The organism is Fusibacter bizertensis (assembly GCF_029914245.1).
GTDB classification, from domain to species: domain Bacteria; phylum Bacillota; class Clostridia; order Peptostreptococcales; family Acidaminobacteraceae; genus Fusibacter_C; species Fusibacter_C bizertensis.
Genome location: NZ_JARYZI010000001.1, coordinates 568214 through 594527, shown reverse-complemented (window position 1 = coordinate 594527; position 26314 = coordinate 568214). Strand labels below are relative to the sequence as shown.

Annotated in this window: 31 protein-coding genes; all 31 read left to right on the top strand. The window is 35.5% G+C overall.

Features of this window, described 5'->3' with window-relative positions:
* Positions 1-51: 51 nt before the first annotated feature.
* The 31 genes from QE109_RS02930 (at position 52) to ispH (ending at position 26297) form a co-directional block, all read left to right on the top strand.
* The gene (locus QE109_RS02930) at positions 52-498 is read left to right on the top strand and encodes a CD1247 N-terminal domain-containing protein (protein WP_281092880.1); all 447 of its coding nucleotides are present in this window, start codon (positions 52-54) and stop codon (positions 496-498) included.
* A gap of 150 nt (positions 499-648) precedes the next feature.
* A complete protein-coding gene (locus tag QE109_RS02925; protein ID WP_281092879.1) occupies positions 649-1011 on the top strand; it encodes an Asp23/Gls24 family envelope stress response protein in 363 nt (120 codons plus the stop codon).
* Between the two features lie 67 nt (positions 1012-1078).
* Entirely contained in the window at positions 1079-1465 is a 387-nt protein-coding gene (gene nusB, locus QE109_RS02920; RefSeq protein ID WP_281092878.1) for a transcription antitermination factor NusB, read from the top strand.
* Between the two features lie 4 nt (positions 1466-1469).
* Positions 1470-2411, top strand: a complete 942-nt coding sequence (locus tag QE109_RS02915; protein ID WP_281092877.1) for a tRNA (adenosine(37)-N6)-threonylcarbamoyltransferase complex transferase subunit TsaD — start codon at positions 1470-1472, stop codon at positions 2409-2411.
* Positions 2408-3625: an exodeoxyribonuclease VII large subunit gene (gene xseA, locus QE109_RS02910; RefSeq protein WP_281092876.1), complete on the top strand. Its 1218-nt coding sequence runs from the start codon at positions 2408-2410 to the stop codon at positions 3623-3625. Before QE109_RS02915 ends, xseA begins: the two co-directional genes overlap by 4 nt.
* Positions 3626-3652: 27 nt before the next feature.
* Positions 3653-3862, top strand: coding sequence for an exodeoxyribonuclease VII small subunit (gene xseB / locus QE109_RS02905; protein WP_281092875.1), 210 nt, complete (start codon positions 3653-3655; stop codon positions 3860-3862).
* Positions 3852-4769: a polyprenyl synthetase family protein gene (locus QE109_RS02900; protein WP_281092874.1), complete on the top strand. Its 918-nt coding sequence runs from the start codon at positions 3852-3854 to the stop codon at positions 4767-4769. Before xseB ends, QE109_RS02900 begins: the two co-directional genes overlap by 11 nt.
* A gap of 12 nt (positions 4770-4781) precedes the next feature.
* Positions 4782-5228, top strand: a complete 447-nt coding sequence (locus tag QE109_RS02895) for a divergent PAP2 family protein (protein ID WP_281092873.1) — start codon at positions 4782-4784, stop codon at positions 5226-5228.
* A 27-nt stretch (positions 5229-5255) separates the two neighbouring features.
* Complete coding sequence (gene dxs / locus QE109_RS02890) at positions 5256-7106, top strand: 1-deoxy-D-xylulose-5-phosphate synthase (RefSeq protein WP_425365106.1); 1851 nt, start codon at positions 5256-5258, stop codon at positions 7104-7106.
* Entirely contained in the window at positions 7099-7911 is an 813-nt protein-coding gene (locus tag QE109_RS02885; RefSeq protein ID WP_281092871.1) for a TlyA family RNA methyltransferase, read from the top strand. Before dxs ends, QE109_RS02885 begins: the two co-directional genes overlap by 8 nt.
* Before the next feature lie 16 nt (positions 7912-7927).
* The gene (locus tag QE109_RS02880; protein ID WP_281092870.1) at positions 7928-8476 is read left to right on the top strand and encodes a chromate transporter; all 549 of its coding nucleotides are present in this window, start codon (positions 7928-7930) and stop codon (positions 8474-8476) included.
* Positions 8473-9024, top strand: a complete 552-nt coding sequence (locus QE109_RS02875) for a chromate transporter (protein ID WP_281092869.1) — start codon at positions 8473-8475, stop codon at positions 9022-9024. Before QE109_RS02880 ends, QE109_RS02875 begins: the two co-directional genes overlap by 4 nt.
* 64 nt (positions 9025-9088) lie before the next feature.
* The gene (locus QE109_RS02870; protein ID WP_281092868.1) at positions 9089-9538 is read left to right on the top strand and encodes an arginine repressor; all 450 of its coding nucleotides are present in this window, start codon (positions 9089-9091) and stop codon (positions 9536-9538) included.
* A 28-nt stretch (positions 9539-9566) separates the two neighbouring features.
* Complete coding sequence (recN, locus tag QE109_RS02865; protein WP_281092867.1) at positions 9567-11258, top strand: DNA repair protein RecN; 1692 nt, start codon at positions 9567-9569, stop codon at positions 11256-11258.
* Position 11259: 1 nt separating this feature from the next.
* Positions 11260-12450, top strand: a complete 1191-nt coding sequence (locus QE109_RS02860; protein ID WP_281092866.1) for a GGDEF domain-containing protein — start codon at positions 11260-11262, stop codon at positions 12448-12450.
* Positions 12451-12517: 67 nt separating this feature from the next.
* Positions 12518-13411, top strand: coding sequence for a site-specific tyrosine recombinase XerD (gene xerD, locus QE109_RS02855; protein WP_342637102.1), 894 nt, complete (start codon positions 12518-12520; stop codon positions 13409-13411).
* Positions 13412-13452: 41 nt separating this feature from the next.
* On the top strand, positions 13453-14625 hold the full coding sequence (locus QE109_RS02850; RefSeq protein ID WP_459251421.1) for a phosphopentomutase: 1173 nt from the start codon (positions 13453-13455) through the stop codon (positions 14623-14625).
* A 51-nt stretch (positions 14626-14676) separates the two neighbouring features.
* Positions 14677-15498: a purine-nucleoside phosphorylase gene (locus QE109_RS02845; RefSeq protein ID WP_281092865.1), complete on the top strand. Its 822-nt coding sequence runs from the start codon at positions 14677-14679 to the stop codon at positions 15496-15498.
* A gap of 15 nt (positions 15499-15513) precedes the next feature.
* Positions 15514-16815, top strand: a complete 1302-nt coding sequence (locus QE109_RS02840; RefSeq protein WP_281092864.1) for a pyrimidine-nucleoside phosphorylase — start codon at positions 15514-15516, stop codon at positions 16813-16815.
* A 211-nt stretch (positions 16816-17026) separates the two neighbouring features.
* Complete coding sequence (locus tag QE109_RS02835; protein ID WP_281092863.1) at positions 17027-18307, top strand: tRNA nucleotidyltransferase/poly(A) polymerase family protein; 1281 nt, start codon at positions 17027-17029, stop codon at positions 18305-18307.
* On the top strand, positions 18291-19094 hold the full coding sequence (locus QE109_RS02830; protein WP_281092862.1) for a segregation and condensation protein A: 804 nt from the start codon (positions 18291-18293) through the stop codon (positions 19092-19094). The genes QE109_RS02835 and QE109_RS02830 overlap by 17 nt, the downstream gene beginning before the upstream one ends.
* The gene (scpB, locus tag QE109_RS02825; protein ID WP_281092861.1) at positions 19087-19785 is read left to right on the top strand and encodes an SMC-Scp complex subunit ScpB; all 699 of its coding nucleotides are present in this window, start codon (positions 19087-19089) and stop codon (positions 19783-19785) included. The genes QE109_RS02830 and scpB overlap by 8 nt, the downstream gene beginning before the upstream one ends.
* Positions 19757-20242, top strand: coding sequence for a GNAT family N-acetyltransferase (locus QE109_RS02820; RefSeq protein ID WP_281092860.1), 486 nt, complete (start codon positions 19757-19759; stop codon positions 20240-20242). The genes scpB and QE109_RS02820 overlap by 29 nt, the downstream gene beginning before the upstream one ends.
* 143 nt (positions 20243-20385) lie before the next feature.
* Positions 20386-20595 carry a 4Fe-4S dicluster domain-containing protein gene (locus tag QE109_RS02815; protein ID WP_281092859.1) on the top strand — a complete coding sequence of 70 codons (210 nt, stop codon included), beginning with the start codon at positions 20386-20388 and terminating at the stop codon, positions 20593-20595.
* Positions 20595-21728 (top strand): 2-oxoacid:acceptor oxidoreductase subunit alpha, encoded by a 1134-nt coding sequence (locus QE109_RS02810; RefSeq protein WP_281092858.1) that lies wholly within the window; start codon positions 20595-20597, stop codon positions 21726-21728. The genes QE109_RS02815 and QE109_RS02810 overlap by 1 nt, the downstream gene beginning before the upstream one ends.
* Entirely contained in the window at positions 21728-22543 is an 816-nt protein-coding gene (locus tag QE109_RS02805; RefSeq protein WP_281092857.1) for a 2-oxoacid:ferredoxin oxidoreductase subunit beta, read from the top strand. Before QE109_RS02810 ends, QE109_RS02805 begins: the two co-directional genes overlap by 1 nt.
* 16 nt (positions 22544-22559) lie before the next feature.
* Positions 22560-23099: a 2-oxoacid:acceptor oxidoreductase family protein gene (locus QE109_RS02800; protein ID WP_281092856.1), complete on the top strand. Its 540-nt coding sequence runs from the start codon at positions 22560-22562 to the stop codon at positions 23097-23099.
* A gap of 24 nt (positions 23100-23123) precedes the next feature.
* The gene (locus QE109_RS02795) at positions 23124-23975 is read left to right on the top strand and encodes a MurR/RpiR family transcriptional regulator (RefSeq protein WP_281092855.1); all 852 of its coding nucleotides are present in this window, start codon (positions 23124-23126) and stop codon (positions 23973-23975) included.
* 123 nt (positions 23976-24098) lie between these two features.
* Positions 24099-24758 (top strand): (d)CMP kinase, encoded by a 660-nt coding sequence (gene cmk, locus QE109_RS02790; protein ID WP_281092854.1) that lies wholly within the window; start codon positions 24099-24101, stop codon positions 24756-24758.
* Positions 24759-24765: 7 nt separating this feature from the next.
* The gene (locus QE109_RS02785; RefSeq protein WP_281092853.1) at positions 24766-25365 is read left to right on the top strand and encodes a lysophospholipid acyltransferase family protein; all 600 of its coding nucleotides are present in this window, start codon (positions 24766-24768) and stop codon (positions 25363-25365) included.
* 71 nt (positions 25366-25436) lie between these two features.
* Positions 25437-26297 carry a 4-hydroxy-3-methylbut-2-enyl diphosphate reductase gene (ispH, locus tag QE109_RS02780; protein WP_281092852.1) on the top strand — a complete coding sequence of 287 codons (861 nt, stop codon included), beginning with the start codon at positions 25437-25439 and terminating at the stop codon, positions 26295-26297.
* Positions 26298-26314 lie beyond the last annotated feature (17 nt).

Below are 26314 nucleotides of genomic sequence, written 5' to 3'. Positions count from 1 at the left end.
ATTAATTCTGATGCTGTTTAATATAAAAACCCACTAAAAGGAGGGATTCACATGAGCTATATGCATGAAAAAGTGGCTTATCTACAAGGATTAGCTGAGGGCATGGAAATTGGTAGCGACTCGAAAGAGGGCAAGTTGTTGCTTCAAATCATCGAAGTGTTAGAGGATTTTGCAGATGAAGTGGACAGCGTATACGATGAGCTCGACGATCTCAACGATGCTGTAGTAGAACTGGATGATTACCTTGAAACTATCGACGAAGACCTTGCTGATCTTGAAGACGATGTCTATGAACTTGATGACGACGACTTTGAAGATGATGAGGATGAGGATTTTGAAGAGGTTGAATGTCCTGATTGTGGGGAGTCTTTCTTTGTTGATGGCAGTTTAATTGACAAAGGGGAAGATGTGGAATGTCCTAACTGTGGCGTAATTATCGAATTCACAGATGACTGCGAGTGCTGTGGAGAAGAAGGTTGCGACTGCTGTGAAGAATAAACATCTAAACATTTAGACCATAATAGATGTTGTTGAGGTGACTCGCAACATCTCTTTTTTTAGTTCTCAATCCCTTGATAAGTGGTTTTATTTGTATTGAAAACGCATATTTGCTATAATATTAGTATAGCTTAACTAAGGAGGTGCGACATGGCAGAGAACATGACTATTGATGCTTATAAGCACGGGAAAGTGAATATTGTAGATGATGTAATTGGCGTAATCGGTTCAATTGCAGCAGCTGAAATAGAAGGTATAAAAGATTTAAGTGGTACTTTTTCAGAAGAAATGATGGAGATCGTTGGAAAGAAAAATTTCAATAAAGGTATCAGAGTAGAAATGGAAGATAATGTCGTTCAAATAGATTTAAGCGTCATCGTGGATTATGGTACGAAAATCCATGAAGTGGCACGTTTAGTTCAGGACAATGTTAAACTTGCAATAGAATCTATGACTGGATTTGAAGTAAGTGCAGTAAACGTTTTTGTGGAAAGTATCAATACTAAGTTTTAAGATAAATAAAGCGTTAGAGAATAGACTGGCTTTGATAAAGTTAGTCATTTTCATGTTAGGAGGGCGCATGAACCGCATTAGAAGCCGTGAAGTGGCTATGGAGCTCCTTTATCAAATGGAAATCCAAAAAGAATATAGTGTGGATAAACTTTTTTCGCATTATGAGGAAATTTTAGACGAAGCCTATATTCGAAGCATTCTCAATTTATGGATCGAACATCGTGAAGAAATTGAGAATAAGATTACTGAACATCTAAAAGGATGGAAGTTAGATCGATTAGCAAAAATCGATTTAGCAATCTTGAGACTAGGCATTACTGAGATGCTTTATGATCAATCAATTCCACAGAAAGTAAGTATTAATGAAGCTGTCAATTTAGCAAAAAAATATGTAGATGATAAATCAGGCAAGTTTATCAACGGTGTTTTGAGCCATTTTGCAGACAAGGAATAAGCTAATGATACTCGGTATAGACACAAGCTGTTACACAACATCTATGGTGACGCTTTCTATTGAGAGTGGATCACCTACTTATGAAAAGAATCAAAACCTGACTGTAAAGCCCGGAGAGCGCGGACTGCGCCAATCTGAGGGCTTTTTTCAGCATGTACACAAATTAGCAGAGACTTTTGATGACTTGGTGAAACATGTTTCTCCAGGTCAAATAAAGGCAATTGCTGTATCCAGCCGTCCCAGACCACAAGATCAATCATATATGCCTGTTTTTCAAGCGGGTCTGTTATTTGCTAATAATTTGGCAAATGCACTGGGTGTTCCTCTATATAGATACTCTCATCAAGAAGGACATTTGATGGCAGCAATATACAGCGCGAAAATCAGTAAGATTCCCAAACAATTCTATGGACTTCATATTTCAGGAGGTACTACTGAGTTATTATACGTCAGCGCAATAGAAGACGGTTTTAGCGTAGATTGTATTGGAGGGACTCTTGACTTAAATTTTGGACAATTAATTGACCGAATTGGTGTAAAACTCGGATTTTCTTTTCCTTGTGGAAAAGAAATGGACCTTATGGCACAAAGTGAAAACCATAAGGATTTTTTTAAAGTAAAGCTAAAAGACTCGGAGCATTTTAATATATCTGGGCTAGAAAATAAATACCTAACTCTTATCGAGACAAATTCAGCATCTTATTGCTGTAGACATATATTTAATACTATCGGTTGGCTTTTGAGCCAACTTATTGAGCCGCTTAATCATAAAGAAATAGTTGTTTTTTCAGGTGGTGTAGCATCAAATAGCATCGTAAGAGCTATTATTGAAAATAACTTTAAGAACAGAAAAGTATATTTTGCAATGCCAGAGTATGCGCGTGATAATGCACTTGGTATTGCTGAGCTTGGAAGATTGCAATATATAGGGGAGCGTAATGTATGATGAAGATGAAGGCGTTTTCGGTCACGGAAGTCACAAGATATCTCAAACGCTTACTAAGCACAGATCCCATCATCAATCATGTCATAATTGAAGGCGAAATTTCGAATTATATTAGACATTCAAGTGGACATGCATATTTCACATTAAAGGATGACACGAGTAAAATTGCTTGTGTCATGTTTTCACAGTATGTTGATCAAATTGGTTTTTCGCCTAAAAACGGTGATCGTGTACATGCTAAAGGTCAAGTGACCATTTATGAACGTGATGGGCGATATCAGCTCAATGCAGTTGGTATGGAAAATATTGGTCTTGGCGCTTTACATGTTAGATATGAAGCTTTAAAAGTAAAACTTGAAGCGCAAGGTTATTTTGATCCGGCACATAAAAAGCTGTTGCCATTTTTACCTAGGAAAATCGGTATTTTAACTTCTCCAACGGGTGCTGCAATACAAGATATACTATCGGTTGCAAAAAGGCGTTCCAATTTCTCAGAATTGTTAATCTATCCCATAAGGGTTCAAGGTGAGCAATCTAAATCTGAAATTTGTCAGGGGATACGTTATTTTAATATGAGAGATGATGTTGATTTGATTATCCTTGCACGTGGTGGTGGATCAATAGAAGAACTATGGTCTTTTAACGAGGAGATCGTTGCAGAAGCAATTTATACATCTCGCATCCCTATTATCACGGGTGTTGGTCACGAAACTGACTTTACCATTAGTGATTTTGTTTCAGATAAACGTGCAGCTACACCATCAGCTGCTGCTGAAATCGCGATTAAGTCTAAAACAGAATTAGCGCTTGAACTCAACAAATCGATTCAAAAAATGTCTTTATTTATAAGTAGAAGAATGGAACTTGAAAGAGCGAAAATTAATCGATTTGAGCCACATCAGTGGTTGAAGCGAGCGAATACAATGATTGAACTAAAGCAGCAAAAGTTAGAGCATCAGCAAAAAATATTTGAGCAGAAAATTTTGACACATTTAATGGGCGAAAAAGAAAAACTCAATGTTTTAGCAACTAAGATCGATTCCATGAGTCCCTTTGCAGTTATGAGGAGAGGTTATGGCGTCGTTACAAAAGAAGGAAAATTAGTAAGTTCCATCACTCAAGTGAAGCAAAAAGATTTGCTTGAGATCCGTATGATAGATGGTGCCATAACGGTGGAAGTAAAGAACAAGAAATTATTAAAGCATCAATCATAGGACTTAAATTCGTAGGAGGAGCGCATAATGGCTAGCAAATCGACTTATGAAAAAAAACTAGAAAGATTATCAGAACTTTCAACAATACTTGAACGTGGTGAAGCGCCACTGGAGGAACTACTGAAAGTATTTGAAGAAGGTATTAAACTATATAGAGAGTGTAACACTATCCTTGAGAGCACAGAAGCTAAAATACAGACTATTTTAACCAATGAGGAGGCAGAAAATGCAAATTGATGAAGAAATTTTGAGCTTTATCGATAAGATAGACGCTGCACTTCAAAGTAAAGTTGAATTATTTGTGGATTCAAGCACTTCTGATTTGGTCTCAAAAAAAGCTTTAGATTTGATAAAGGAAAGTATGAATTATAGCCTCTGTGCAGGTGGAAAAAGAATTAGACCACTCCTTTTATTGGAAATTGCAAAGAGTTATGGTGCTGATCTCAACCTTGCTGTTGAATTTGCTATAGCGATTGAGATGATACACACATATTCATTGATACATGATGACCTTCCTAGTATGGATGATGACGATTTAAGAAGGGGAAAACCTACTAACCATGTGGTATTTGGAGAAGATATTGCGATACTAGCAGGGGATAGTTTATTAAATTTATCAGCAGAAGTGATGTTAAATGCAGTTATAAAGCATCATGTTGAGCTGAGAAATCTTAAAGCAATGCGTGAAATATTGAAAGCTTCTGGACCAAGTGGTATGATATTAGGGCAAGTAGCTGATATAAAGTATCATGAAACCGAAGCCGATCGCGTTCAGTTAGACTTTATTAATCAAAATAAAACGGGAAAGTTACTAACGGCTTCAATTATAGCTGGAGCTTATCTAGGTAATGCTTCTGAAGATGAAATTACTAAATTAAGAACCATTGGCAAAGATATCGGTATGTTGTTTCAGCTCGTAGATGACGTACTTGATGTCGTTGGTGATGAGAAAAAGATAGGCAAACGCACGCAAATAGATGCCAAAAATAATAAATGTACTTATCCTAGTTTACTAGGATTAAATGAAACCAAGAAAATCATAGCGAGTTTGCAAGCAAAATTACTCGCTGATATAGAACTACTAGAAATCGATAAGACCTTTTTGAAGTCTCTAGTGACTTTTTTGGCGACAAGAGAATTCTAATGTGGAGGGGTTATGGGCGATTTTTTCAATGAATTTACCAATAATAGAATATTTTTAGCAGCTGCTGTTGCGTGGACAACCGCTCAAGTATTTAAAGTGATATTGACTTATCTTGTAGATAAAGAATTAAAGTTGGAGAGGATGCACGGTTCAGGTGGTATGCCTAGTGCTCATACCGCAACAATTGTATCTGCTTCTACTGCAATTGGGATCGTAGAAGGATGGTCATCTTCTATCTATGCGCTATCTCTTATTATGGCATTTATTGTTATGTATGATGCTTCTGGTGTAAGACGTTCTGTAGGTAAGCAGGCACAATTACTCAATAGCATTATACTTGATTTGTATAAAAACAAGCATTTCGAAGAAGAAAAGCTTAAGGAACTCATAGGACATAAACCTACAGAAGTTGTGGTTGGTGCTATCCTCGGGATCATCATTGCAAACATAATCGTGTAGGCTAATGCTATGTGGAAAGGAAATACGATGTTCAAATATTTAAGTGAAATTACAGGACCTCAAGATATCAAAAAACTGAGTTCTGAAGAGCTTACAGTCCTTGCCTATGAAATTAGAAACTTTTTAGTTCAATCCGTATCGAAAACAGGTGGGCATTTAGCATCGAACCTAGGTGTTGTAGAACTTACAATTGCACTTCATACCGTATTTAATAGCCCGCAAGATAAATTTATTTGGGATGTTGGACACCAAGCCTATGTTCATAAATTATTAACAGGCCGTATGACCTCATTTGAAACTTTGAGACAATACAAAGGGTTAAGCGGTTTTCCAAAAAGGCATGAATCAGAACATGATCATTTTGATACGGGGCATAGTAGCACGTCAATATCTGGTGCTGTAGGTATGGCAATTGCACGTGATCTAAAAGGAGAAAAGCACGATATTATAAGCATCATCGGTGATGGTGCTTTAACCGGAGGGATGGCTTTTGAAGCAATCAACTTTTTAGGACATAGCAAACACAATGTGAAAATAATACTCAATGACAACGAAATGTCGATTTCTCAAAATGTTGGTGGGATGTCAATAGCACTTAATGGACTTAGAACAAGTGAAAACTATACGAAACTCAAAGGAACAACTAAATCTAGATTAATGAGATTACCCTCTCTTGGTGAGCCAATAGTAAGCTTAATTAGTAAGCTCAAGGACAGTTTTAAATATTTTGTTGTAGATGGAGGCGTATTCTTTGAAGAAATTGGGTTGACATATATAGGCCCAATTAATGGTCATGACCTTAAAAGTTTAACGAAACATATGGAGATGATGAAACAAGTTGATGGACCAGTATTACTACATGTGATCACTCAAAAAGGGAAGGGATATAAGTTTGCAGAAGATGCACCCAATAAGTACCATGGTGTGGGTAAATTTGATCCATTTACTTCTTTAGGTGCCTCGGGAAAACTTGATTTCTCAAAAGTGTTTGGTGATACTTTAATCGAGATTGCAAGTAAAGACTCAAGGGTTGTAGCGATTAGTGCTGCTATGATTGATGGCACTGGGCTCTCGGAATTTGCGACGCTTTACCCAGATAGAACGTTTGATGTAGCGATAGCAGAGCAACATGCTGTCACTATGGCGGCAGGGATTGCATTGCAAGGTCTTAAACCTTTTGTTGCATTATACTCTACGTTTTTACAAAGAGCGTATGATCAAGTTGTTCATGATATTTGTATTCAGAAAGCACCAGTTGTGCTTTGTATTGATCGCGCTGGCTTAGTAGGAAATGATGGTGAAACACATCACGGTGTATTTGATATTTCTTATTTATCGCATTTACCAAACATGATGATCTTATCACCAAAGGACTCAATAGAACTAAACTTCATGTTGAAATACGCTGCAAATTATTCTGAAGGTCCAATTGCCATTAGGTATCCAAGAGGTGGAGCATATGAAATTCCAACTAGATTACCTGAATCTCTTGCACCAGAACATTTGGTAAGTGGAGAAAAAACAGTTATTATTGCTACAGGAAAAATGGTTAAAACAGCCATTGAAGTCTCAAAACAATTTGACCATCCTATAGGGGTTGTTAATCTTAGAAAAATTAAACCAATTGATAAGAAAGAACTACTTGAGATTATAAAGCAATATGATCAAATCATTACACTAGAAGACCATATGATTTCAGGTGGAATGGGAGAATGTGTTGCTCGTGTGCTCAGAAAGAATCATATAGATAAATCAATTTATCATCTTGGGATTGACGATGAATTTGTTGAGCAAGGTGATATGGATGAACTTTTAGCTTCAATCGGTCTGGATGTTAAAGGTGTAGAAAAATTCATTCGGGAGGTTGAAAATGGCTAAAGAGAGGATTGATGTCCTACTGGTTGAAAAAGGCCTGTCTGAGTCAAGAGAACGTGCTCAAAAGACGATAATGGCGGGTCTAGTGTTTATAGGAACTGAAAGAGTTGATAAACCGGGTACAAAAGTCGACATAGAATCTGAGATAATTGTTAAAGGGAATCCGATTCCATATGTGAGTAGGGGTGGTTTAAAACTAGAAAAAGCCATACAAGAACTAGGGATAGATCTTGCTGGTAAAAGATGTATGGACATAGGGGCATCAACGGGCGGTTTCACAGATTGTATGCTCCAAAATGGTGCTTCTCATGTGTTTTCAGTTGATGTGGGCTATGGTCAACTCGACTGGAAACTTCGAAATGATCCACGAGTAACCAACATGGAACGGACAAACATTCGGTATGTGACAGATGAACAAATAGGAGAAAGAGTAGATTTTCTTAGTATTGATGTATCTTTTATTTCTCTTAAACTGGTATTACCCGTGGCAAAATCTTTGCTAAAAGAAAACGGTTCAATGGTATTTTTAATTAAACCTCAATTTGAAGCGGGACGTGAACAAGTTAAGAAGAGTGGCGTCATACGAGAAGCAAAAGTTCATAAACAAGTATTAACAAATGTAATTGCTCTTGCGGGTGAATTAGGTCTAGTGATATCTTTTTTAACTTTTTCACCAATAAAAGGTCCAAAAGGAAATATAGAATTCCTCGCACATGCATCTGTAGGTAAAGAGGCTGAATCTATAAATGCCGCAATAGACATTAATGCGATTGTAGATATGGCACACAAGTCATTGATCGCTGAATAAGAGTAAGGAGTTTGTAATGAAAGTTTTTAAAAAGCTCCTCAAACTGTATATAGCTTTTTTCAAAGTTGGGCTATTAACAATTGGTGGTGGCTATGCAATGCTTCCGATTATTGAGCAAGAACTTGTAAAGGGACTAGAACTTTTAACAATGGATGAAGTTGTTGAAAGTTATACATTATCACAAACTTTACCTGGTGTTATCGCTTCTAACGCAGCTGCACTTATCGGATATAGGCTAGGAAAAGTAAAGGGTGCAGTGGTAAGTGTACTGGGTGTCATTACCCCCTCGATAATTATCATTTTATTTATAGCGATGATCTTTACTCGAATTGAACATCTAGAAATCGTTCAAAACGCTTTTAAAGGTATACGTGTTGTTGTTTTAGCACTGTTATTTGACTCATTTTCCAGACTTTTCAAAGTTGCTGTATTTGACCGAAAAACATTTGTTATTGCTTCTGTTGCATTTATACTTGTACTTTTTAGTATAATAAACCCGATCTTAGTAATTGTTGCAGGTGGTTTTGCTGGTGTCGCAATTTATAGAGAGCGGGTGAGTGAATGATAAAACTTCTGTTTGAATTTATCAAAATTGGTACATTTACTTATGGTGGTGGTTTGGCTATGATTCCGCTACTTCGTGATATCGCTATTGATAATCTTTGGTTAACCGATTCTCAATTTGCAAATTTAATTGCGATTTCACAATCTACACCAGGACCAATTGCTATTAACATGGCAACTTTTATTGGATTCACAGAACAAAGCGTTATAGGCGCAATTTTAGCGTCGTTGGTGCTCATTTTACCAGGACTTATTTTAGCAATAGCGCTTTCGAAATTATTGGCGAAATACAGGAAACATCCTGTTGTGACTGCAGCGTTTGCGGGACTTAAAGCAACTGTTATTGGTTTGATAGCTACTTCTATCGTTCAGGTTGCAATTGTATCACTTTTTAAAGAAGTACCAAAAGACTTTGGAGAAATCTGGTCTTATCTTGACCTCAAAGCGTTAATTATGCTTGCATCTGCATATTTTATTATACAAAAGACACAAAAACATCCACTTTACTATATTTTAGGATTTGGATTAATAAGTATTTTCATCTGGTAGTTAACAGTAATTATTTTACACAATTTTAATAATGTTATATAATACTTCTATTGGGGGAATGATTATGAAATATTCTAGGCATTCAAAAATTTTTGAAATCATTGAAAGCAGAGACATTGAAACACAAGATGAACTCGCTTTGGAATTAAGAAATTCTGGATTTCAAGTGACTCAAGCAACTGTGTCTCGTGACATCAAAGAGATGAGACTCATTAAAGTATTAACAAAAGAGGGAAAGTATAAATATGCATCCATAAGAGAAAAGGAAGGCGTGGTGAATGAACGCTTTTTGAAAATCTTTAGAAATTCTGTAACTTCGATAGATTTTGCTGGCAATCTTATTGTGATTAAAACATTAGTAGGTTCTGCTAGTGCTGCTGCTGTTTCAATAGATGCCCTCAATTTAAAACAAATTGTAGGTAGTATTGCAGGTGATGATACTATTTTTCTTGTAGTCAAAGAGCCAGAGATGGTTCAAGATTTACTTAGACAGTTTAAAGAATTGCTTGTCTAGTTGATAGAACATTTGATTCGGGGGTCTCATGATATTTGAATTAAGTATAAAAGATTTTATATTGATTCGTGATGTAAAGCTTAGATTTGATGAGGGATTAAATATACTTACTGGTGAAACTGGCGCTGGAAAATCTATGGTCCTTGGTGCAATAGGCATGGTGATGGGTGGACAAGCGAACAAGGATAGTATTCGTTTAGGTGCAGAAAAAGCATCGATCCAAGCGACGTTTCAAGTGAAAGAAAATACAAATAAACTACTTAAAGAACAAGATATACCAACAGATGAAGAAATCTTGATTGTATCAAGAGAAATTCAATCAAAAGGTAAAAGTATTTCTAGAATCAACGGTCAAATCGTAACTTTAAACCAACTTAAACGAATTACAAATGAATTAATCAATATACATGGACAAAACGAACATCAGTCTTTGCTTGAAAATGACCACCAATTGAATCTTCTAGATGCTTTTGGAGGCGATGAACAAGTTGCTTTACGTGATTTAGTTGCAGCAGAATACGAAAAAATGCGAATACTTAAGAATGAACTAGATCAACTTGAGAAGAAAAGCCATGATCGCATCAAGAGTCTTGATTTCATAAATTACCAAATAACTGAGATTGAAGACGCAAAGTTAAAAGACGATGAAGATCTCGAACTTGAGAAAGAGTTTGAATATTTGACACATTTGGGTCAGATTAAAGATACTGTCTCAATGGCATCGAATTGGATATCTGGCGAATATGGTGAGGGTGCAATTGGCACACTTGGACAACTTAATGGACAGTTTAGAAAAATCGAAACTTACGACACAAGTATAAAAGATATCTCGAACCGAATCAATGAGCTTTTTTTTATAATGGAAGATTTAGCAAAAGATATTGATCATTTTTCAGAAAAATTAGACGTTGATCCTGAGAAATTTTCAATTATTGAGAAGCGATTAGACGTCATAAATACACTTAAGTCCAAATATGGAATGCAAATAAGTGATATAATCAATAAATTAGCGTCACTTATGGCTGAGCGAGAAGAGTTTGAAGCAATTGGTGAGTTACTTGAAGCCAAAAAACTCGTTCTTGAAAAAGCTATACAGAAGTACCAGGAATTTGCAGAACAACTATCTAATATGCGACGTAAAGCAGCTTTGCGATTTGAGAGTGCTTTAGAAGCTGAACTTAAAGAGTTAAACATGAAGGAAACAACTTTTAAAATGGATTTGACATCTTCGAAAACGCAACATATCACAGGTATAGATGAAATTGAATTTGTGATATCTACCAATATTGGACAACCATTTAGACCGTTAAAAAAAGTGGTATCTGGAGGGGAGTTATCCAGAATTATGTTAGGTATTAAGATTGTTTTAGGTAAACTTGATGAAGTGCCTACACTTGTGTTTGATGAAGTTGATGCTGGAATTAGCGGTATAACAGCAAATATTGTAGGTGAAAAGCTATCGAAACTTGCAGAAAATTGTCAAATATTATGTATTACTCATTTACCACAAATTGCAGTTTACGCCGATCATCATTTCTTAATTGAGAAAAGCTCTGATGGTATTTCAACTGAAACTGAACTTAAGAAAATTAATGATAAAGAAATAGAAGATGAAATAGGAAGACTTGTTGGTGGTGCTTCTGTGACAGCTTCAACGACCCAACATGCAAAAGAAATGATTCGTATTGCAGGAGAAAAAAAATACATTTTGAGGCATTAAAATGGATTTATTTATCAGGTTTATCTACAGTGTAATTACTAGCTTACTCATGTTTTATCTACTTAGTAGGCTAGTCCCAAAACTAAAAAAAGAAACAAATGTTAAGCACGGGATTACGGTGCTTTATTTGGCTTCGATAATGACCTTTGCAGATTTAACACACATAAAAGTAGTTTTGTTGATGTACTTTGGACTAATTGTGTTAATGAGATGGCTTTATAGTGTTTCTTCCTTTGTGGCATCTATGTCTGTGATGTTTATGTATTTGATTACTGTTATTTCAGCGATGATTTCTTCAAATATTACATTATTAATTACAGGGAAAATTGTCGATTATCGAATTCTATTTGCATCCGCTAACTTAAGTGCCAATTTGATTTTTGGTTTAATAGTTGTGTTACTACTTCAGTATTATAAGTTAATCGTTAAATTGCTTCGAAAATATTCAGCTAGCAATATTAAGATTGACTTGATGATGTTACTGAGTAATGTTGCGCTGTTTTCGTTTGTCATTTTGTATCAGAGAATTACATTTGAGAATATGGCAAAATTTACTTTTGAAGGCGTCATAAATTCACCTACGACTAAAGCTTATACGAGTTATTTTTTCTTGACATATCTTTTTGTTACAAGCATGGTTTTAGTGTTGATTGTACTCGTTAATCGAATTTTCATGGTGGATAAAAATTTAGAAAATTATAAATTTAAAGCTGAAACAGATGTCATGACTGGTGCGTTAAGTCGTGAAGCTGGACTTACACATCTTAAGTCTGAAATGTCCAGAGCAACACATTTTAATTATGACTTAACAATTGCATATATTGACGTCAATGATTTAAAAGTTGTTAATGATAAATGGGGGCATAAAGAAGGCGATCGATTGATCAGAGTAATTTCTGAAGTTATTCAATCTACACTTCGAGAGTTTGATGTCGTAGCACGATTAGGAGGCGATGAGTTTTTAGTTATTTTCACGAGATGTAACAAGCAACAAGCGCAAAGAGTTTGGAGAAGAATTACAGATGAGTTTTTACGCGTAAATGCAAAAGGCGATTTTATGTTTAAGATTAGTGCGAGCGTTGGTATAACACAATTTGACCCGTCGAAACACACTAGTTTGTTGAGCTTTGTACATGAATCTGATGAAGAAATGTATGCTCAAAAAAAGTTAGTAAAAGCATCGAAGTTGTAAGTATTATACAAAAGATAGGCAAATGTATTTAAATTTCATGGGTATAAGTTAAAATAGGGGTATATATATGGATGATATGAAAAGTTACATAAACGAATATGAAAGATATTTAAGTGAACACAAAAAACTATCTGAGAACACTTTACTGTCTTATAAAAGGGATCTAAAGTTTTTTGGACGTTATCTAGAAGAGTATAATGTGACTTCGAGTTTTTTAACAGTATCACAAGTGGATTTAATGACTTATGTGATCTATCTAAAAAAATCTGGAAAAGCTAATGCGACAATTTCTCGATTTGTTGCATCACTGAGAACTTTTTATTCGTTTTTACATCATCGTGGATTCATTGAGAGCAATCCTTCATTGGAATTGGAAGCACCTAAACTGGATCGTAAGATGCCGCAGGTGTTGACTCTACCTGAGGTTGAAAGATTGTTAGCGCGTCCCGATATTAGAACATCTATAGGCAAAAGGGATAAAGCCATGATTGAGCTACTCTATGCCACTGGAATTCGCGTTTCTGAGTTAATATCTTTGACTTTGTCAGATGTTAACACGACCATGGGTTATGTCAAGTGTAAAGGAAGCAATAAAACTAGAGTAATTCCTCTAGGTTCAATGGCTTCAAGAGCAATCGATATCTATCTTAAAGATGGTAGAACACACATGGTTTCAGGAGATGAAGAAGCACTTTTTGTTAACTATTATGGAAAGAAGTTGACCAGACAAGGATTTTGGAAAGTGATTAAACGCCACTCAGAAGAAGCGGGCATTCACAAATCTATTACGCCTCATACTTTGCGTCATTCTTTTGCTTTTCATTTGGTTCAAAATGGTGCCGATTTAAAGTCAGTTCAAGAGATGCTGGGGCATTCAGATGTTGCCACTACGCAGATATATCTTGAAATGTCGAATTCTAAGCTGAGAGACATTTATGAAAAAACACATCCTAGAGCCTAATAAGGCTCTTATTTTATTTTGAAATTTATAAGGAGGCATTTATGATTAATCGAGTGATACTTTTTGTACTTGATAGTGTAGGAATTGGTGCATTGCCGGATTCGGAGAAATTTGGTGATATTGGCGTAAATACTTTGGGAAATATTGCAAAATCAACAGATGATTTTAAGATCCCAAACTTAAGAAAACTTGGAATTGGCAATATCGATGGTGTTGATTACATCGAGGCTGCCCCTTCACCAATAGGGGCGTATGGTAGAAGTCTTGAAGCATCCAATGGGAAGGATACAACCACTGGACACTGGGAGATTGCTGGACTATATATAGAACAACCTTTTAAAACGTATCCAGATGGCTTCCCAAAATACATCATCGATGAGTTTGAAGCTAAAACAGGGAGAAAAGTACTTTGTAACAAACCTGCATCGGGTACTGTAGTTTTAGATGAACTTGGTGAAGAACACATGAAAACGGGAAATCCAATCGTCTATACTTCAGCGGATAGTGTATTTCAAATTGCGGCGCACGAAGATGTGATTCCTCTTGATGAACTTTACCGTATGTGTCAAATTGCACGTGATATGTTGATGGGAGATGATCAAGTTGCTCGTGTAATTGCCCGTCCATTTATCGGTGAACCAGGCAATTTCCAAAGAACATCAAATAGAAGAGATTATAGCATTAAACCATTTCAAAAAACAGTACTGGATTACGCAAAAGAAGCTGGTTTAAAAGTTAAAGCCGTAGGAAAAATAGTTGATATTTATGATGGTGAAGGTATAACAGATGACGTGCATACAAAAGATAATATGGATGGCGTTGATCAAACCCTTAATTATATGAAAGCTGATTTTGAAGGAATTTTATTTACTAACCTAGTTGATTTTGATGCGAAATTTGGTCACAGAAGAGATGTTGCTGGATATCGCAATGCAATTGAAGAAGTAGATGCAAGACTACCTGAACTAATGGGTGCAATGAAAGCGAATGATTTGATGATTATTTTAGCAGATCATGGCAACGATCCTGCATATAAAGGTACTGATCACACAAGAGAGTATATTCCATTATTGATTTTTGGTGAGCAAGTTAAAGCTGGGACAAATATCGGTACGAGAAAAACTTTCGCTGATGTTGCAGCAACTGTATCTGATATTTTAGGAATATCATCTACACCTTATGGCACTAGTTTTAAAAATGAAATACTAAAGTAGTTTTATTAATATAGAGATAAAAATATGCGACTCAAAGTGATGGAGGAAGAAATGTTAGATCTATTGACGAAAATGAACGAAGCGAAAGCTTATATCGAATCAAAAATCGACTTTAAACCCGAAATAGGATTAGTTCTCGGTTCTGGACTTGGCGTTATGGCTGAGCAGATAGAAGCACCTATAAAGATTAAGTACAGTGAAATACCTCATTTTCCAGTTTCAACAGTTGAAGGGCACGAAGGTCAATTTGTAATAGGAAAATTACAAGGAAAAAATGTAATAGCGATGCAAGGCCGTTTTCATTATTACGAAGGTTATACTTTACAAGAAATCACATTTCCAGTAAGAGTTCTAAAGGCGATTGGCGTGGAGCATTTGATCCTAACCAATGCAGCTGGAGGAACCAATGAAGCCTTTACTGGTGGCACATTGATGCTTATAACAGATCAAATCAATATTATGGGGATAAGCCCGCTTATTGGTAAAAATGAAGCGGAACTTGGCCCAAGATTTCCAGACGCATCACATATATATAGCCCTGAGTTTAATGAAAAGATTCTACAAGAAGCTGATAAGATGAATATTGATTTAAAGCAAGGCGTTTATTTCTATTTCACAGGTCCAGCTTACGAAACGCCAGCAGAAGTAAAATTAGCGAAGATGCTTGGCGGGGATGCTGTTGGTATGTCTACAGCGCCAGAGGCTTTAGTGGCAACACATATGGGCATGAAAGTAACTGGAATTTCTTGCATTACTAATATGGCAGCTGGCATCCAGAAAACAGCACTTAACCACAAAGAGGTAGTTGAAGTTGCCAATCGTGTTCAAAGTACGTTTATCAAATTAGTTAATAGAATCGTTGAAATAGCATAGTCTTGGAGGCAAATAATGCGTATAGTTGATTTAATTAATAAGAAAAAGCATGGTGAGAGCCTTACAAAAGCAGAGATAGATTTTTTCGTTTCGGGTTATACAAATGGAGAAATTCCTGATTATCAGATCTCAGCACTCTTAATGGCAATCTATTTTAAAGGAATGGAATCGAGGGAAATCGCAGATTTAACGGACGCGATGGTAAGATCTGGAGATACAGTTGATTTAAGCCGAATTGAAGGGATCAAAGTCGACAAGCATTCAACTGGCGGTGTAGGTGACAAGATTAGCTTGATTGTTATACCTCTAGTAGCGTCTGTTGGCGTACCTGTTGCAAAGATGTCAGGCAGAGGTCTAGGTCATACTGGTGGAACCATTGATAAACTAGAAGCAATTGAAGGCTTTAAAGTTGAACTTTCAAATGAAGATTTTATTAACAACGTCAACACCTACAAAATGGCAATTGTCGGACAATCTGGCAATTTGACGCCTGCTGATAAAAAACTTTATGCTCTTAGAGATGTAACAGGTACAATAGATAGTATTCCTTTAATTGCAAGTTCAATTATGAGTAAGAAAATTGCAGCGGGAACAGATGCAATTGTTTTAGACGTTAAAGTCGGTTCTGGTGCTTTTATGAAATCACTTGATGATGCTAGAGAACTTGCTAGAACCATGGTAGATATCGGAAAATCTCTTAATAGAAGAACAGTCGCTGTGATTACTAATATGGATCAACCACTTGGTCATGAAGTCGGCAATGCTAACGAAATTAAGGAAGCCATTGAAGTGTTAAGTGGGAGAGGTGCTGAAGATGAAACAGAAGTAGCTTTAACGATTGCATCTTATATGGCTGTACTTGGTGGTGCATTTAAAAATAATGAAGATGCCCGTAAACATTTTGAAAAGCTAATTGCATCAGGAGAAGCCATTGAAGTGCTGAAAAAATTTGTTGAGATTCAAGGTGGTAATCCAGATGTCATTACACATCCAGAAAAATTACCGCAGGCTTCTAGACATATTGAGGTTAAAGCAGATCTTGAGGGTTTTGTCGGTGGTTTTGATTCTGAAAAAGTAGGTATCTCGGCGATGATGCTAGGCGCTGGAAGAAGAAAAAAAGAAGACAATATAGATTTTGCAGCTGGAATTACCATTAAGAAAAAACTAGGTGACCATGTAAATTTAGGTGATGTTTTATGTGTTCTTCACACGAATTTAGATGATGTTGCTGAAGCTGAGCGCGTAGTAAGATCAGCATTTGTCATTAGTGGACATAAACCAGAAGCAGTCAAATATATTTATGAAATTGTTGAGTAAAAAATAAATTTTAAACCATGTGCTGGAGCACACCTTTCTATAAGAGGGTGTCTCCAGCTTTTTTAATTTTCAAAGCATATTGGAAGGTTAGTTAGAGCGTGTGAAGCAGGTTGTCAGAGTGCGATGATAAAGGTATAATATAATGGTGGCTTTTGCAGAGATTACTTTTATGGGTGTATAAATGAATGGTCAGCGAGAACTAATAATTTTTTTGGATCAAGTTTATGAGGTTTGTAAGCAGAGCGAAATTCCAGTCTATTTTGTAGGTGGTTGTGTGCGTGATTATTTGCTATGTAAAAAAAGTACTGATTTTGATTTGGCGATTGATAGTCATGGTTTTGAAGTTTTATGTCAAAAACTCGAAAAAAATTACGCATTAAACAAATCGCAGTTCTCAACTTTCTCCATAAATATAGGTGATTATAACGTCGATGTAGCTGCGTTTAGAATGGAAACTTATAATCGTGCTAATGGTTTACCTGATATTCAATTAGCAAAAATGGAGAAGGATATCAACAGACGTGATTTCACGATAAATACTGGATATACTTTGATGACGAAATCATCTATTCGCGTACTTGTAGGGGCTCACTTAAATAGAAATCAATCAAATGACATTTTAAAAATAAACTATAGTCACCTTCATTTTTTCGAAGATATCGAGAATAAACTAATAAGGATTTTGCATCCAAATAGTTTTGTTGAAGATGCATCTAGGCTGTTACGAGCTGTAAAATACCAAGTGACGTTGGGGCTAAACTTTGAGACGGATACACAGCTAAAATTTAATAGTAAATTAGCTCGAAGTGCACTAGAAAAGTTTTCTTTGGATCGTTATAAACAGATTATTCTAGATTATGCACTAAAAAGTAATGGCAAGCATATTATTAGCGCATTGTATAATGAAAAATTATTGCTTTATACAATAAGTAGTTCAAGTCCAGTTTTAACAAACGTGAAAATGGACTCTATGATGAGTTTTGACAGTAGTTTAGCTTTGTTTGGCAAAGCTTTGCTTGAAGAAGTAGATGATAGAACAAGGTCAGTATTGTTTTTATTGTTCATTTATCACGAACATATTATTTTTTGGAAAAATCAAGATCGAAGTGTAAATCTTTTGATTGAAGAGATTACAGCCATTCAATCTGGATTGCAAGTTGATTTTATTTGTGATGCATGGCATGTTTTTAAGTTGTTACAAGGTAAATCAATCGCTAGTATTTTATTTGTAAGTCTGCTAATACAAAATGGGTTTATTGCCATTGATCACCCTGAACTTATTATAGAGCTTTCGACCTACTTGGATAAAACACGATTTACCAAAGTGCTTGTTACGGGGACAGACCTTAAAAATATAGGCATAAATCAAGGCAAGCAAATTGGTGTAATGTTAAATTCCCTATTAAAGTATAAAGTGAACAAACGTGTCAATATGACAATTAATGAAGAAATAAATTGGATAGCGAGTAGAATTAATGAGTATAGAGATTAAACTAGAGGCATTTGAAGGTCCATTGGATCTATTGTTACATTTAATTACGAGAGAAGAATTGGATATTTACGATATACCAATTGTGAGCATCACATCTCAATATATTTCTGCGATAGGTGATATTGATCAAATCGATCTTGATATGGCAACGGAATTTATCGTCATGGCTTCAACTTTACTTGAGATTAAGTCTAAGATGTTGTTGCCAGATAAAAACGAAGTTGAAGTATTTGATTACAGTTATGATGACCCTAGACAAGAACTCGTAAAACGTCTGGTTGAATACAAACGTTACAAAGATATAGCCAACTTACTTCGTGAATCCGAAGGGACACTTGATGAAGTGATTTTCAGAGAACAAGATGATTTAGACAAGTATGTTGCACATGTACCCAAAGAAACTTTAAATGCTTCTATGGATAGTATCCTCTTGATAGAAGCAGTTAAACGAATTGTTTTGAAAATGAATCGCTTTGATGAGAACAGACAAAAATACTTTAAAGGTATTAAAAGAGATTTGTATACAGTGGATGAAAAAATATCACTTGTTAGGAATCGATTGAATACGGACCTATATTTTGAGTTTAACACTTTATTTGGTGAACTTATTACAAAAGAGGAAGTTGTTGTAACTTTTCTAGCATTACTTGAACTGTTAAAGCTTAAAGAAGTAAGAATCAAACAAGATGATCTATTTGGTGATATTGTTATACAAAAGCGCAATTATGAAGATGAAACACATGAAATAGTGGAAGATACAAAAAATAAAGAAGAATTTGTTGAATAGAAAGGTAAATTATATGGAACCAATGCTAGTGGAAGAAAGTGTTGAACGTGCTAAATTTAAGTCGATTATAGAATCTTTATTATTTGCTTGGGCTGAGCCTTTAAGTTTATATAAGATTGCAAAAATACTTGATTTAAAAGCACAAACTGTTGAGCAATTATTGGAAGAAATGAAGATTGAATATAAAACACAACATCGCGGTCTGCAAATTGTTGAAGCAAATAAGCATTATCAGTTTAGTACACTTAAGGCAAATTATGTTTATGTAGAGCAATTGTGTGCCACTTCTAAAAGCAAAGGATTATCTAATTCAGCCCTTGAAGTACTTGCAATAATTGCATACAAACAACCGATCACAAAACTGGATATGGAGCAGATTAGAGGTGTAAACTCTGAAGGGCCACTGCATAGTTTAATTGAAAGAGAACTTGTTGAAGTAAAAGGAAAACTTGAAAAGATTGGTAGACCACAAATTTACGGAACTACTGATGTGTTTTTAAAAAGCTTTGGATTTAGAACACTTTCTGATCTGCCTGAAATTGATGCTTTTACCGGTTTTAAGGAAGTTGTCCAAGAGCCAGAGGAAAATGTTGAAACCGCTGAAATAACTGAAATAACTGAAATAACTGAAAATGCTGTTGTGGGCTTACCAGGAGGCGAAAATGATTCAGATTCAACAATTGAAGGATAAATCTCTAGAGGAAGCAATTAAAAGTTTTGAGAATGTTGACCAAAGTAAGCTTTTGGACCGATTAAAATCGGAAACTACTTACACTCATTTTGTGGTCTATGATGGTGAAAAAATACTAGGAATAAGCCAATATAGATTTTTAGATGCTGATATTGCTATGATAGACTGTATCTATATCACACCTACAGAACGAAAGTTAAAGTTAGGTGATGGTTTGTTACGTGCAACTTTAAATAGTATTGAAATAAGAAAGGGTAGTTCTGTCATTTTTTATGTAAATGATGAGGAATGCTCCTTTTATAGTCATATAGGATTTTCAGCGTTTGCCCCACAGGTGATTACAAGTAAATTTGATATAGAAAATATTGTTGAAGATAGACCACTCAACTGTTTGATGTACTTAGATTCTATCAGTGATTTTTTTGATCAACCTTGTAAAAGTAGTGTAAAACGATAAAATGTATACAACTATACGAAAAGCCTACCATACAATTTGAATGAAAAATTGCAAATTATAAAGTTTTTCTGTCAAAATGAAGTTATCCTTGCAAAAATATATCACTGTGATATGATGGTATAGAGAGTAAAGGAGGATTTCCAATGGCTGATTCAAAAGAAAATTTAACCATTCACATCAACGAATCATGGTGTAAGGGTTGTGGCATTTGTATAGCATTTTGTCCTAAAAAAGTTTTGGGCTTTAACGAAAACGGAAAAGTAACGATGCTCGACAGAGAAAACTGTATCAAGTGTGGCATGTGTCAAATGAGATGCCCAGATTTTGCAATATTTTTAGGAGGTAAAGAATAATGGCTAGAAAAGTCAAATTTCTTCAAGGTAATGAAGCGTGTGTTGAAGGCGCTTTGATGGCAGGAATGACATTCTATTCAGGCTATCCAATTACCCCATCTACAGAAATTGCAGAGCTGTCCGCAGAAGGATTGCCACGCATTGGTGGTAAATTTATTCAAATGGAAGATGAAATTGCTGGTATTGCAGCAGCTATAGGTGCATCATTAACTGGCGCGAAAGCAATGACGGCTACATCAGGTCCAGGATTCTCATTAAAACAAGAAAACATAGGATATGCAGCTTTAACTGAAGTTCCAGTTGTAATTGTAAACGTTCAACGTGGTGGTCCAAGTACAGGTCTTCCTACTGCACCAGGTCAAGGTGATTTGATGCAAGCAATGTGGGGAACTCATGGAGATCATCCTGTTATTTGTTTAACACCGGATTCAGTTAAAGAAACTTTTGATTTAACCATTAGAGCTTTTAACTTGGCTGAGAAATATAGAACACCAGTTATTTTATTAACAGATGAAATCACTGGACATATGAGAGAAAAAATTGAGATTCCAGATCAATCTGAAATTGAAATATATAATAGAATTAAACCAACTTTAGGTGAAGATTATAAAGCTTATAAAGTATATGATGGGGATATTGTTCCAAAGATGGCTGATTTCGGTTCTGGTTTTAGATACCATGTAACTGGTCTTATGCACGATGAGACAGGTTTCCCAAGTAATAGTACTAAGAATGCAGCTGTCTTAATGGATCGTTTGATGGCTAAAATTGAAAATAATAAAGAAGATATTATCACCTATGAAGAAATAGAAACTGCAGATGCAGAATATTTAATTGTTGCATATGGTGGAACTGCTAGAACAGCAAAAGCAGCAATCAAAACACTTAGAGCTGAGGGGATAAAGGTTGGCTTGTTTAGACCAATTACAGTTTGGCCATTTCCTGAAAAGCAAGTGGTTGAGTTAAGCGAAAAAGTGAAAGACGTTTTAGTAGCTGAATTAAATTACGGTCAGATGAAACTTGAAGTTGAGCGCGTTGTAAAAGGCAACTGTCCAGTTAGATTCTGTGGTAAAGCCAATGGTGAAGTGTTAACACCTGAGGAACTCATCCGTAAGTTTAAGGAGGTATTATAATGAATCATCCTTTAGTAGAAGGTTACTTCCGTATGGAAAAATTCCCACATATATGGTGTCCAGGCTGTGGTCATGGTATCATTATGGCTTCAATTGCCCGTTCAATTGAAAAATTGGGACTCGATAAAGATAAGGTTTGTATCGTTTCAGGAATCGGTTGTTCATCAAGAGCACCAGGTTATATGGATTTCAACACACTCCATACAACGCATGGTCGCGCACTTGCTTTTGCAACAGGTGTAAAACTTGCAAATCCAGAACTTGAAGTTATTGTAATAGCTGGCGATGGTGACTTATCAGCAATTGGTGGAAATCATTTAATCCATGCTGCAAGAAGAAATATAGGATTAACAACAATTTGTTTCAATAATAACATTTATGGTATGACAGGTGGACAATATTCACCAACGACACCGACTAACGAAAAAGGTACAACTGCACCTTACGGAAATATCGATAAACCATTTGATATTACACAGTTGGCTATGGGAGCTGGTGCAACGTATGCTGCAAAAACTACCGTTTATCATGTTAACCAAATGGATAAACTTATTGAATCGGCAATTAGTCATAAAGGTTTCTCTTTGGTTGAAGCTATCTCAATTTGCCCTACTTACTATGGTCGCAAGAACAAAAAAGGTTCAGTTGTCGATATGATGAATTGGTTGAAAGACAGCTTTGTAGATCACAAGGTTGCTGAAAAATTACCTCCTGAGAAAAAAGAAGGTAAATTCCTAATGGGAGAATTCATCAACAAAATCGAACCTGAATACACTGAACAATATGACAAAATCATTGAGCAGTTGAAAAAATAGTCGAGGAGTGAATGTGATGAGCAAACAATTGGAATTAAGATTATCTGGTTCAGGTGGACAAGGATTAATCACTGCAGGTATTATTCTAGCTGAAGCAGCTTTAAAAGATAATATGAACGCGATTCAAACTCAAAGTTATGGACCAGAAGCAAGAGGTGGCGCGAGTAAAGCAGAAGTTATTATCAGCGATGCTGCGATAGATTTTCCTAAAGTTACATTACCAACGATGACTTTAGCATTAACACAAATTGCCAGTGACAAATATATCGGTGATATCTCAGAAGAGGGTACAATTATCGTTGATGATACCATTCAATTACCTGAAGGAATCAAGGCGAAAAATATATATAAAATACCAATCATTAAAACTGCAGTAAGCGAAGTGGGAAAAGAAATTGTTGCCAATATCGTTGCACTTGGTTTAATTGTTGGTTTAACTGGAATCGTTTCAGAAGAGAGTTTAGAGCAAGCGATTATGTCAAGAATTCCAAAAGGAACAGAAGATCTTAACCGACTTGCACTTAAAAAAGGATACGAGTTAGCAAAAAATATATAGTTTCATGAATTTGGAGAGACGAGCATGAGTAGTTCAGATTTATTAGGTCGCATCAGACAACAGTATTTAACGCTGAGTAAAAGCCATAAAAAAATAGCGGACTATATTCTATCCAACTATGATAAAGTTGCATTTATGACTGCATCCACACTTGGGAAAAACGTTGATATTAGCGAATCCACAGTGGTGAGATTTGCAGGCTCAATCGGATATGATGGTTATCCAGAACTTCAGAAGGAACTTCAAGAAACAATTAAAACTAAATTGACCACAGTTCAACGCTTTGAAATGTCAAAAGATCACACTGAGTCGGAATATCTTACAAAGATTATGGTAAATGACATCGATAATATCCGTCAAACCATTGACCAGTTTGATTCAAATTTACTCAATAACTTCATAGCGGAGATTATAAAGGCAAAAAAAGTTTATATATTAGGACTTAGAAGTTCATCGGTTTTGGCAAATTATCTTGGATTTTATCTCAATTTTATACTTCCGGAAATTCATGTTATACATGAGACTGCGCAAGATGTCTATGATCAATTATTGAATATGTCAAAAGATGACGCTATGATTGTATTGTCTTTTCCTAGGTATTCTAAGAGAACATATGACTGTGTAGATTATGCGATAAAAAATGAAACGACAATTTTAGGTATTACTGATGGCCTTAATTCTCCATTATTTGAAAAAGTAAAATATTGTTTAACTGCAAAATATAATATGAATACCTTTATAGATTCATTTGTTGCCCCTATGAGTTTAATCAATGCTTTAATTATTGGTATAAGCTTAAAAAAAGAAGGCGTAGAGAAAAATTTAGAAAAACTCGAACGCATTTGGGAAGAATATGGTATCTATGGGCTAAAGTAATTATATATGTGAATGGGCATGAGTAATCATGCCCATTTGATGTTTGATTAAAAGACTAATTTAAGCTATAATTTTAATAACACCTCTTTTGGTGTTTTTTAATTTTATATTTAGGAGCGTATGATGGCTTATCTTCAAATTGCAATAGATGGACCCGCTGGATCGGGAAAGAGTACAGTAGCAAAAGAAATTTCTAAACGACTTGGTATTACTTATCTTGATACAGGTGCGATGTATAGAGCTGTAACACTCGAAGCACTTAACCATAAAGTAGATCTTCATAATCCGGAAGCACTTAAAAAAATTGTTAACCAGATGGATCTCAATATGACCGTTTCAAAATTATATGTAAATAATATAGATGTAACAGATGCTATCAGAACGCCTGAGGTAACTAGAAATGTCTCAGTCGTATCGATGGATGCATATGTCAGATCAGAAATGGTAAAGATGCAACAAAAAATTGCACTAGGTCAAGCTGTTATTATGGATGGGAGAGATATTGGTACAGTTGTACTTCCAAATGCTACTTATAAATTTTTTCTTGTAGCAGATCCAACAGAACGCGCAAAACGTCGTTTGTTAGAGTTAAAAGCAAAAGGATTTGAAGCCACATTAGAGGCGCTTGTAGAAGAAATAATTTTAAGAGATGAACTAGACTCAAACAGAGAGATTTCCCCTCTTAAGAAGGCAGAAGACGCTATTGAGGTTGATACAACTTCATACACTATTGAAGAAGTGGTTGTATTGATTTTGGATTATGTTAAAGGCGTAAGAAAGTAGGCGTTTGATGAATTGGTTGTATAAAACTTGTAAGACAGGAGCATATCTTTATTATAAGCTATTTTTTAAGTTAGAAGTTGAAGGCATTGAGAATATCGATCTCAGTCGGCATTATGTAATTTGTGCGAATCATTTAAATTTACAAGATCCTTTTGTTCTAGGGGGATTATTACCATTAGAAGCAAGGTTTATGGCTAAAAAGGAACTGTTTAAGTTCAAAATTGTTGCAGCATTTTTAAGGAAAATTGGTGTTTTTCCAGTTGATCGTGATGCAAATGATTTAAAGGCAATTAAGACTGCGCTGGGGATATTAAAAGCGGATCAAAATCTAGGTTTATTTCCTGAGGGGACGAGAAACAAAGGTTATATGCCATTACCTGTAAAAGCTGGAACTGCTATGTTTGCCATAAGAACTAAAACCCCAGTACTCGCAATTACCATTGATTCTTATTATAAATTTAGAAAACCACTTAGGGTTGTTTTTCACAAACCTGTTGAATATAGTGAGTATTATGACCAAAAACTTGAACCAGAACAATATGAAACTATTTCACAAGAGATCATGAACAGGATATATAGTCAGTTAAAGTACTATAAACAGAAATAAATCGATTTGGAAATGTTCATATTTCATTGCTAGACATAGACTCTAGAGTATGTTATAATAACGAGGTTTATATGAAAATACAAGTTGCTGAGCACTCTGGTTATTGCTATGGCGTGAAGCGCGCTGTCAATATCTTGGAGTCATTGATTTCAGACCACCAGAAAGTTTATACACTTGGTCCTATTATACACAATAAACAAGTGACTGATTATTATGAACAAAATGGTGTTTTGGTCATTGATAATATTTCCGATTTAAGGGATAATGAGATAGAAAGTGTCAGTGTTGTGATTCGTTCCCATGGTGCACCGAAGCATATTTATGATGAAGCTGCTGCCAGAGGAATTAAAATTCATGATGCAACATGTCCTTATGTAAAAAAAATTCAAAATACGGTTTCAACTTATACCACTAAAGGGTATAATATAATCATTGTAGGAAATGCTGTCCATCCAGAAGTGATTGGAATTAATGGTTGGTGTGAAAACCAAGCGCTCATAATAGAAAATTTTGAGCAATTGGAACTTATCAAGGACTTTAACCGTCCTACTTGTGTAGTGGCTCAAACCACATACAGCATTAAGCAGTGGGAAATTCTTTCAAAAGAAATTGAAAGCCGTTTATCCGATGTAATTATCTTCAATACTATCTGTCATGCAACGGAGCAGCGTCAACAAGCGGTTCTTGATCTTGCAGGTAAAGTAGACCTCATGGTCGTGGTTGGAGGAAAGCATAGTTCTAATACGATAAAGCTTGCAGAACTATGTGCAAAGCAAGTAAAAACAATTCATATTGAAACTAAGGATGATTTAATAAGTGTAGACCTGATTGGTTCAAAGATTGTTGGCATCACTGCCGGTGCGTCTACACCTGACTGGATAATCCAGTCGGTCATTCTTAAAATAGAAAACGAAGGCGAGGTAATTTTTTAATGGATAATCACAATTCA

What these genes read in the sequence shown, in the direction of transcription:
- xseB (WP_281092875.1), top strand. Translation starts at nt 3,653, where the DNA reads ATGGCTAGCAAATCGACTTATGAAAAAAAACTAGAAAGATTATCAGAA.
- QE109_RS02795 (WP_281092855.1), top strand. Translation starts at nt 23,124, where the DNA reads ATGAGTAGTTCAGATTTATTAGGTCGCATCAGACAACAGTATTTAACG.
- QE109_RS02900 (WP_281092874.1), top strand. Translation starts at nt 3,852, where the DNA reads ATGCAAATTGATGAAGAAATTTTGAGCTTTATCGATAAGATAGACGCT.
- QE109_RS02785 (WP_281092853.1), top strand. Translation starts at nt 24,766, where the DNA reads ATGAATTGGTTGTATAAAACTTGTAAGACAGGAGCATATCTTTATTAT.
- QE109_RS02850 (WP_459251421.1), top strand. Translation starts at nt 13,453, where the DNA reads ATGATTAATCGAGTGATACTTTTTGTACTTGATAGTGTAGGAATTGGT.
- QE109_RS02875 (WP_281092869.1), top strand. Translation starts at nt 8,473, where the DNA reads ATGATAAAACTTCTGTTTGAATTTATCAAAATTGGTACATTTACTTAT.
- QE109_RS02815 (WP_281092859.1), top strand. Translation starts at nt 20,386, where the DNA reads ATGGCTGATTCAAAAGAAAATTTAACCATTCACATCAACGAATCATGG.
- QE109_RS02820 (WP_281092860.1), top strand. Translation starts at nt 19,757, where the DNA reads ATGATTCAGATTCAACAATTGAAGGATAAATCTCTAGAGGAAGCAATT.
- QE109_RS02930 (WP_281092880.1), top strand. Translation starts at nt 52, where the DNA reads ATGAGCTATATGCATGAAAAAGTGGCTTATCTACAAGGATTAGCTGAG.
- QE109_RS02915 (WP_281092877.1), top strand. Translation starts at nt 1,470, where the DNA reads ATGATACTCGGTATAGACACAAGCTGTTACACAACATCTATGGTGACG.
- QE109_RS02805 (WP_281092857.1), top strand. Translation starts at nt 21,728, where the DNA reads ATGAATCATCCTTTAGTAGAAGGTTACTTCCGTATGGAAAAATTCCCA.
- QE109_RS02840 (WP_281092864.1), top strand. Translation starts at nt 15,514, where the DNA reads ATGCGTATAGTTGATTTAATTAATAAGAAAAAGCATGGTGAGAGCCTT.
- xerD (WP_342637102.1), top strand. Translation starts at nt 12,518, where the DNA reads ATGGATGATATGAAAAGTTACATAAACGAATATGAAAGATATTTAAGT.
- cmk (WP_281092854.1), top strand. Translation starts at nt 24,099, where the DNA reads ATGGCTTATCTTCAAATTGCAATAGATGGACCCGCTGGATCGGGAAAG.
- ispH (WP_281092852.1), top strand. Translation starts at nt 25,437, where the DNA reads ATGAAAATACAAGTTGCTGAGCACTCTGGTTATTGCTATGGCGTGAAG.
- dxs (WP_425365106.1), top strand. Translation starts at nt 5,256, where the DNA reads ATGTTCAAATATTTAAGTGAAATTACAGGACCTCAAGATATCAAAAAA.
- QE109_RS02885 (WP_281092871.1), top strand. Translation starts at nt 7,099, where the DNA reads ATGGCTAAAGAGAGGATTGATGTCCTACTGGTTGAAAAAGGCCTGTCT.
- QE109_RS02800 (WP_281092856.1), top strand. Translation starts at nt 22,560, where the DNA reads ATGAGCAAACAATTGGAATTAAGATTATCTGGTTCAGGTGGACAAGGA.
- QE109_RS02845 (WP_281092865.1), top strand. Translation starts at nt 14,677, where the DNA reads ATGTTAGATCTATTGACGAAAATGAACGAAGCGAAAGCTTATATCGAA.
- QE109_RS02925 (WP_281092879.1), top strand. Translation starts at nt 649, where the DNA reads ATGGCAGAGAACATGACTATTGATGCTTATAAGCACGGGAAAGTGAAT.
- QE109_RS02895 (WP_281092873.1), top strand. Translation starts at nt 4,782, where the DNA reads ATGGGCGATTTTTTCAATGAATTTACCAATAATAGAATATTTTTAGCA.
- QE109_RS02810 (WP_281092858.1), top strand. Translation starts at nt 20,595, where the DNA reads ATGGCTAGAAAAGTCAAATTTCTTCAAGGTAATGAAGCGTGTGTTGAA.
- QE109_RS02860 (WP_281092866.1), top strand. Translation starts at nt 11,260, where the DNA reads ATGGATTTATTTATCAGGTTTATCTACAGTGTAATTACTAGCTTACTC.
- QE109_RS02880 (WP_281092870.1), top strand. Translation starts at nt 7,928, where the DNA reads ATGAAAGTTTTTAAAAAGCTCCTCAAACTGTATATAGCTTTTTTCAAA.
- QE109_RS02870 (WP_281092868.1), top strand. Translation starts at nt 9,089, where the DNA reads ATGAAATATTCTAGGCATTCAAAAATTTTTGAAATCATTGAAAGCAGA.
- recN (WP_281092867.1), top strand. Translation starts at nt 9,567, where the DNA reads ATGATATTTGAATTAAGTATAAAAGATTTTATATTGATTCGTGATGTA.
- nusB (WP_281092878.1), top strand. Translation starts at nt 1,079, where the DNA reads ATGAACCGCATTAGAAGCCGTGAAGTGGCTATGGAGCTCCTTTATCAA.
- xseA (WP_281092876.1), top strand. Translation starts at nt 2,408, where the DNA reads ATGATGAAGATGAAGGCGTTTTCGGTCACGGAAGTCACAAGATATCTC.
- QE109_RS02830 (WP_281092862.1), top strand. Translation starts at nt 18,291, where the DNA reads ATGAGTATAGAGATTAAACTAGAGGCATTTGAAGGTCCATTGGATCTA.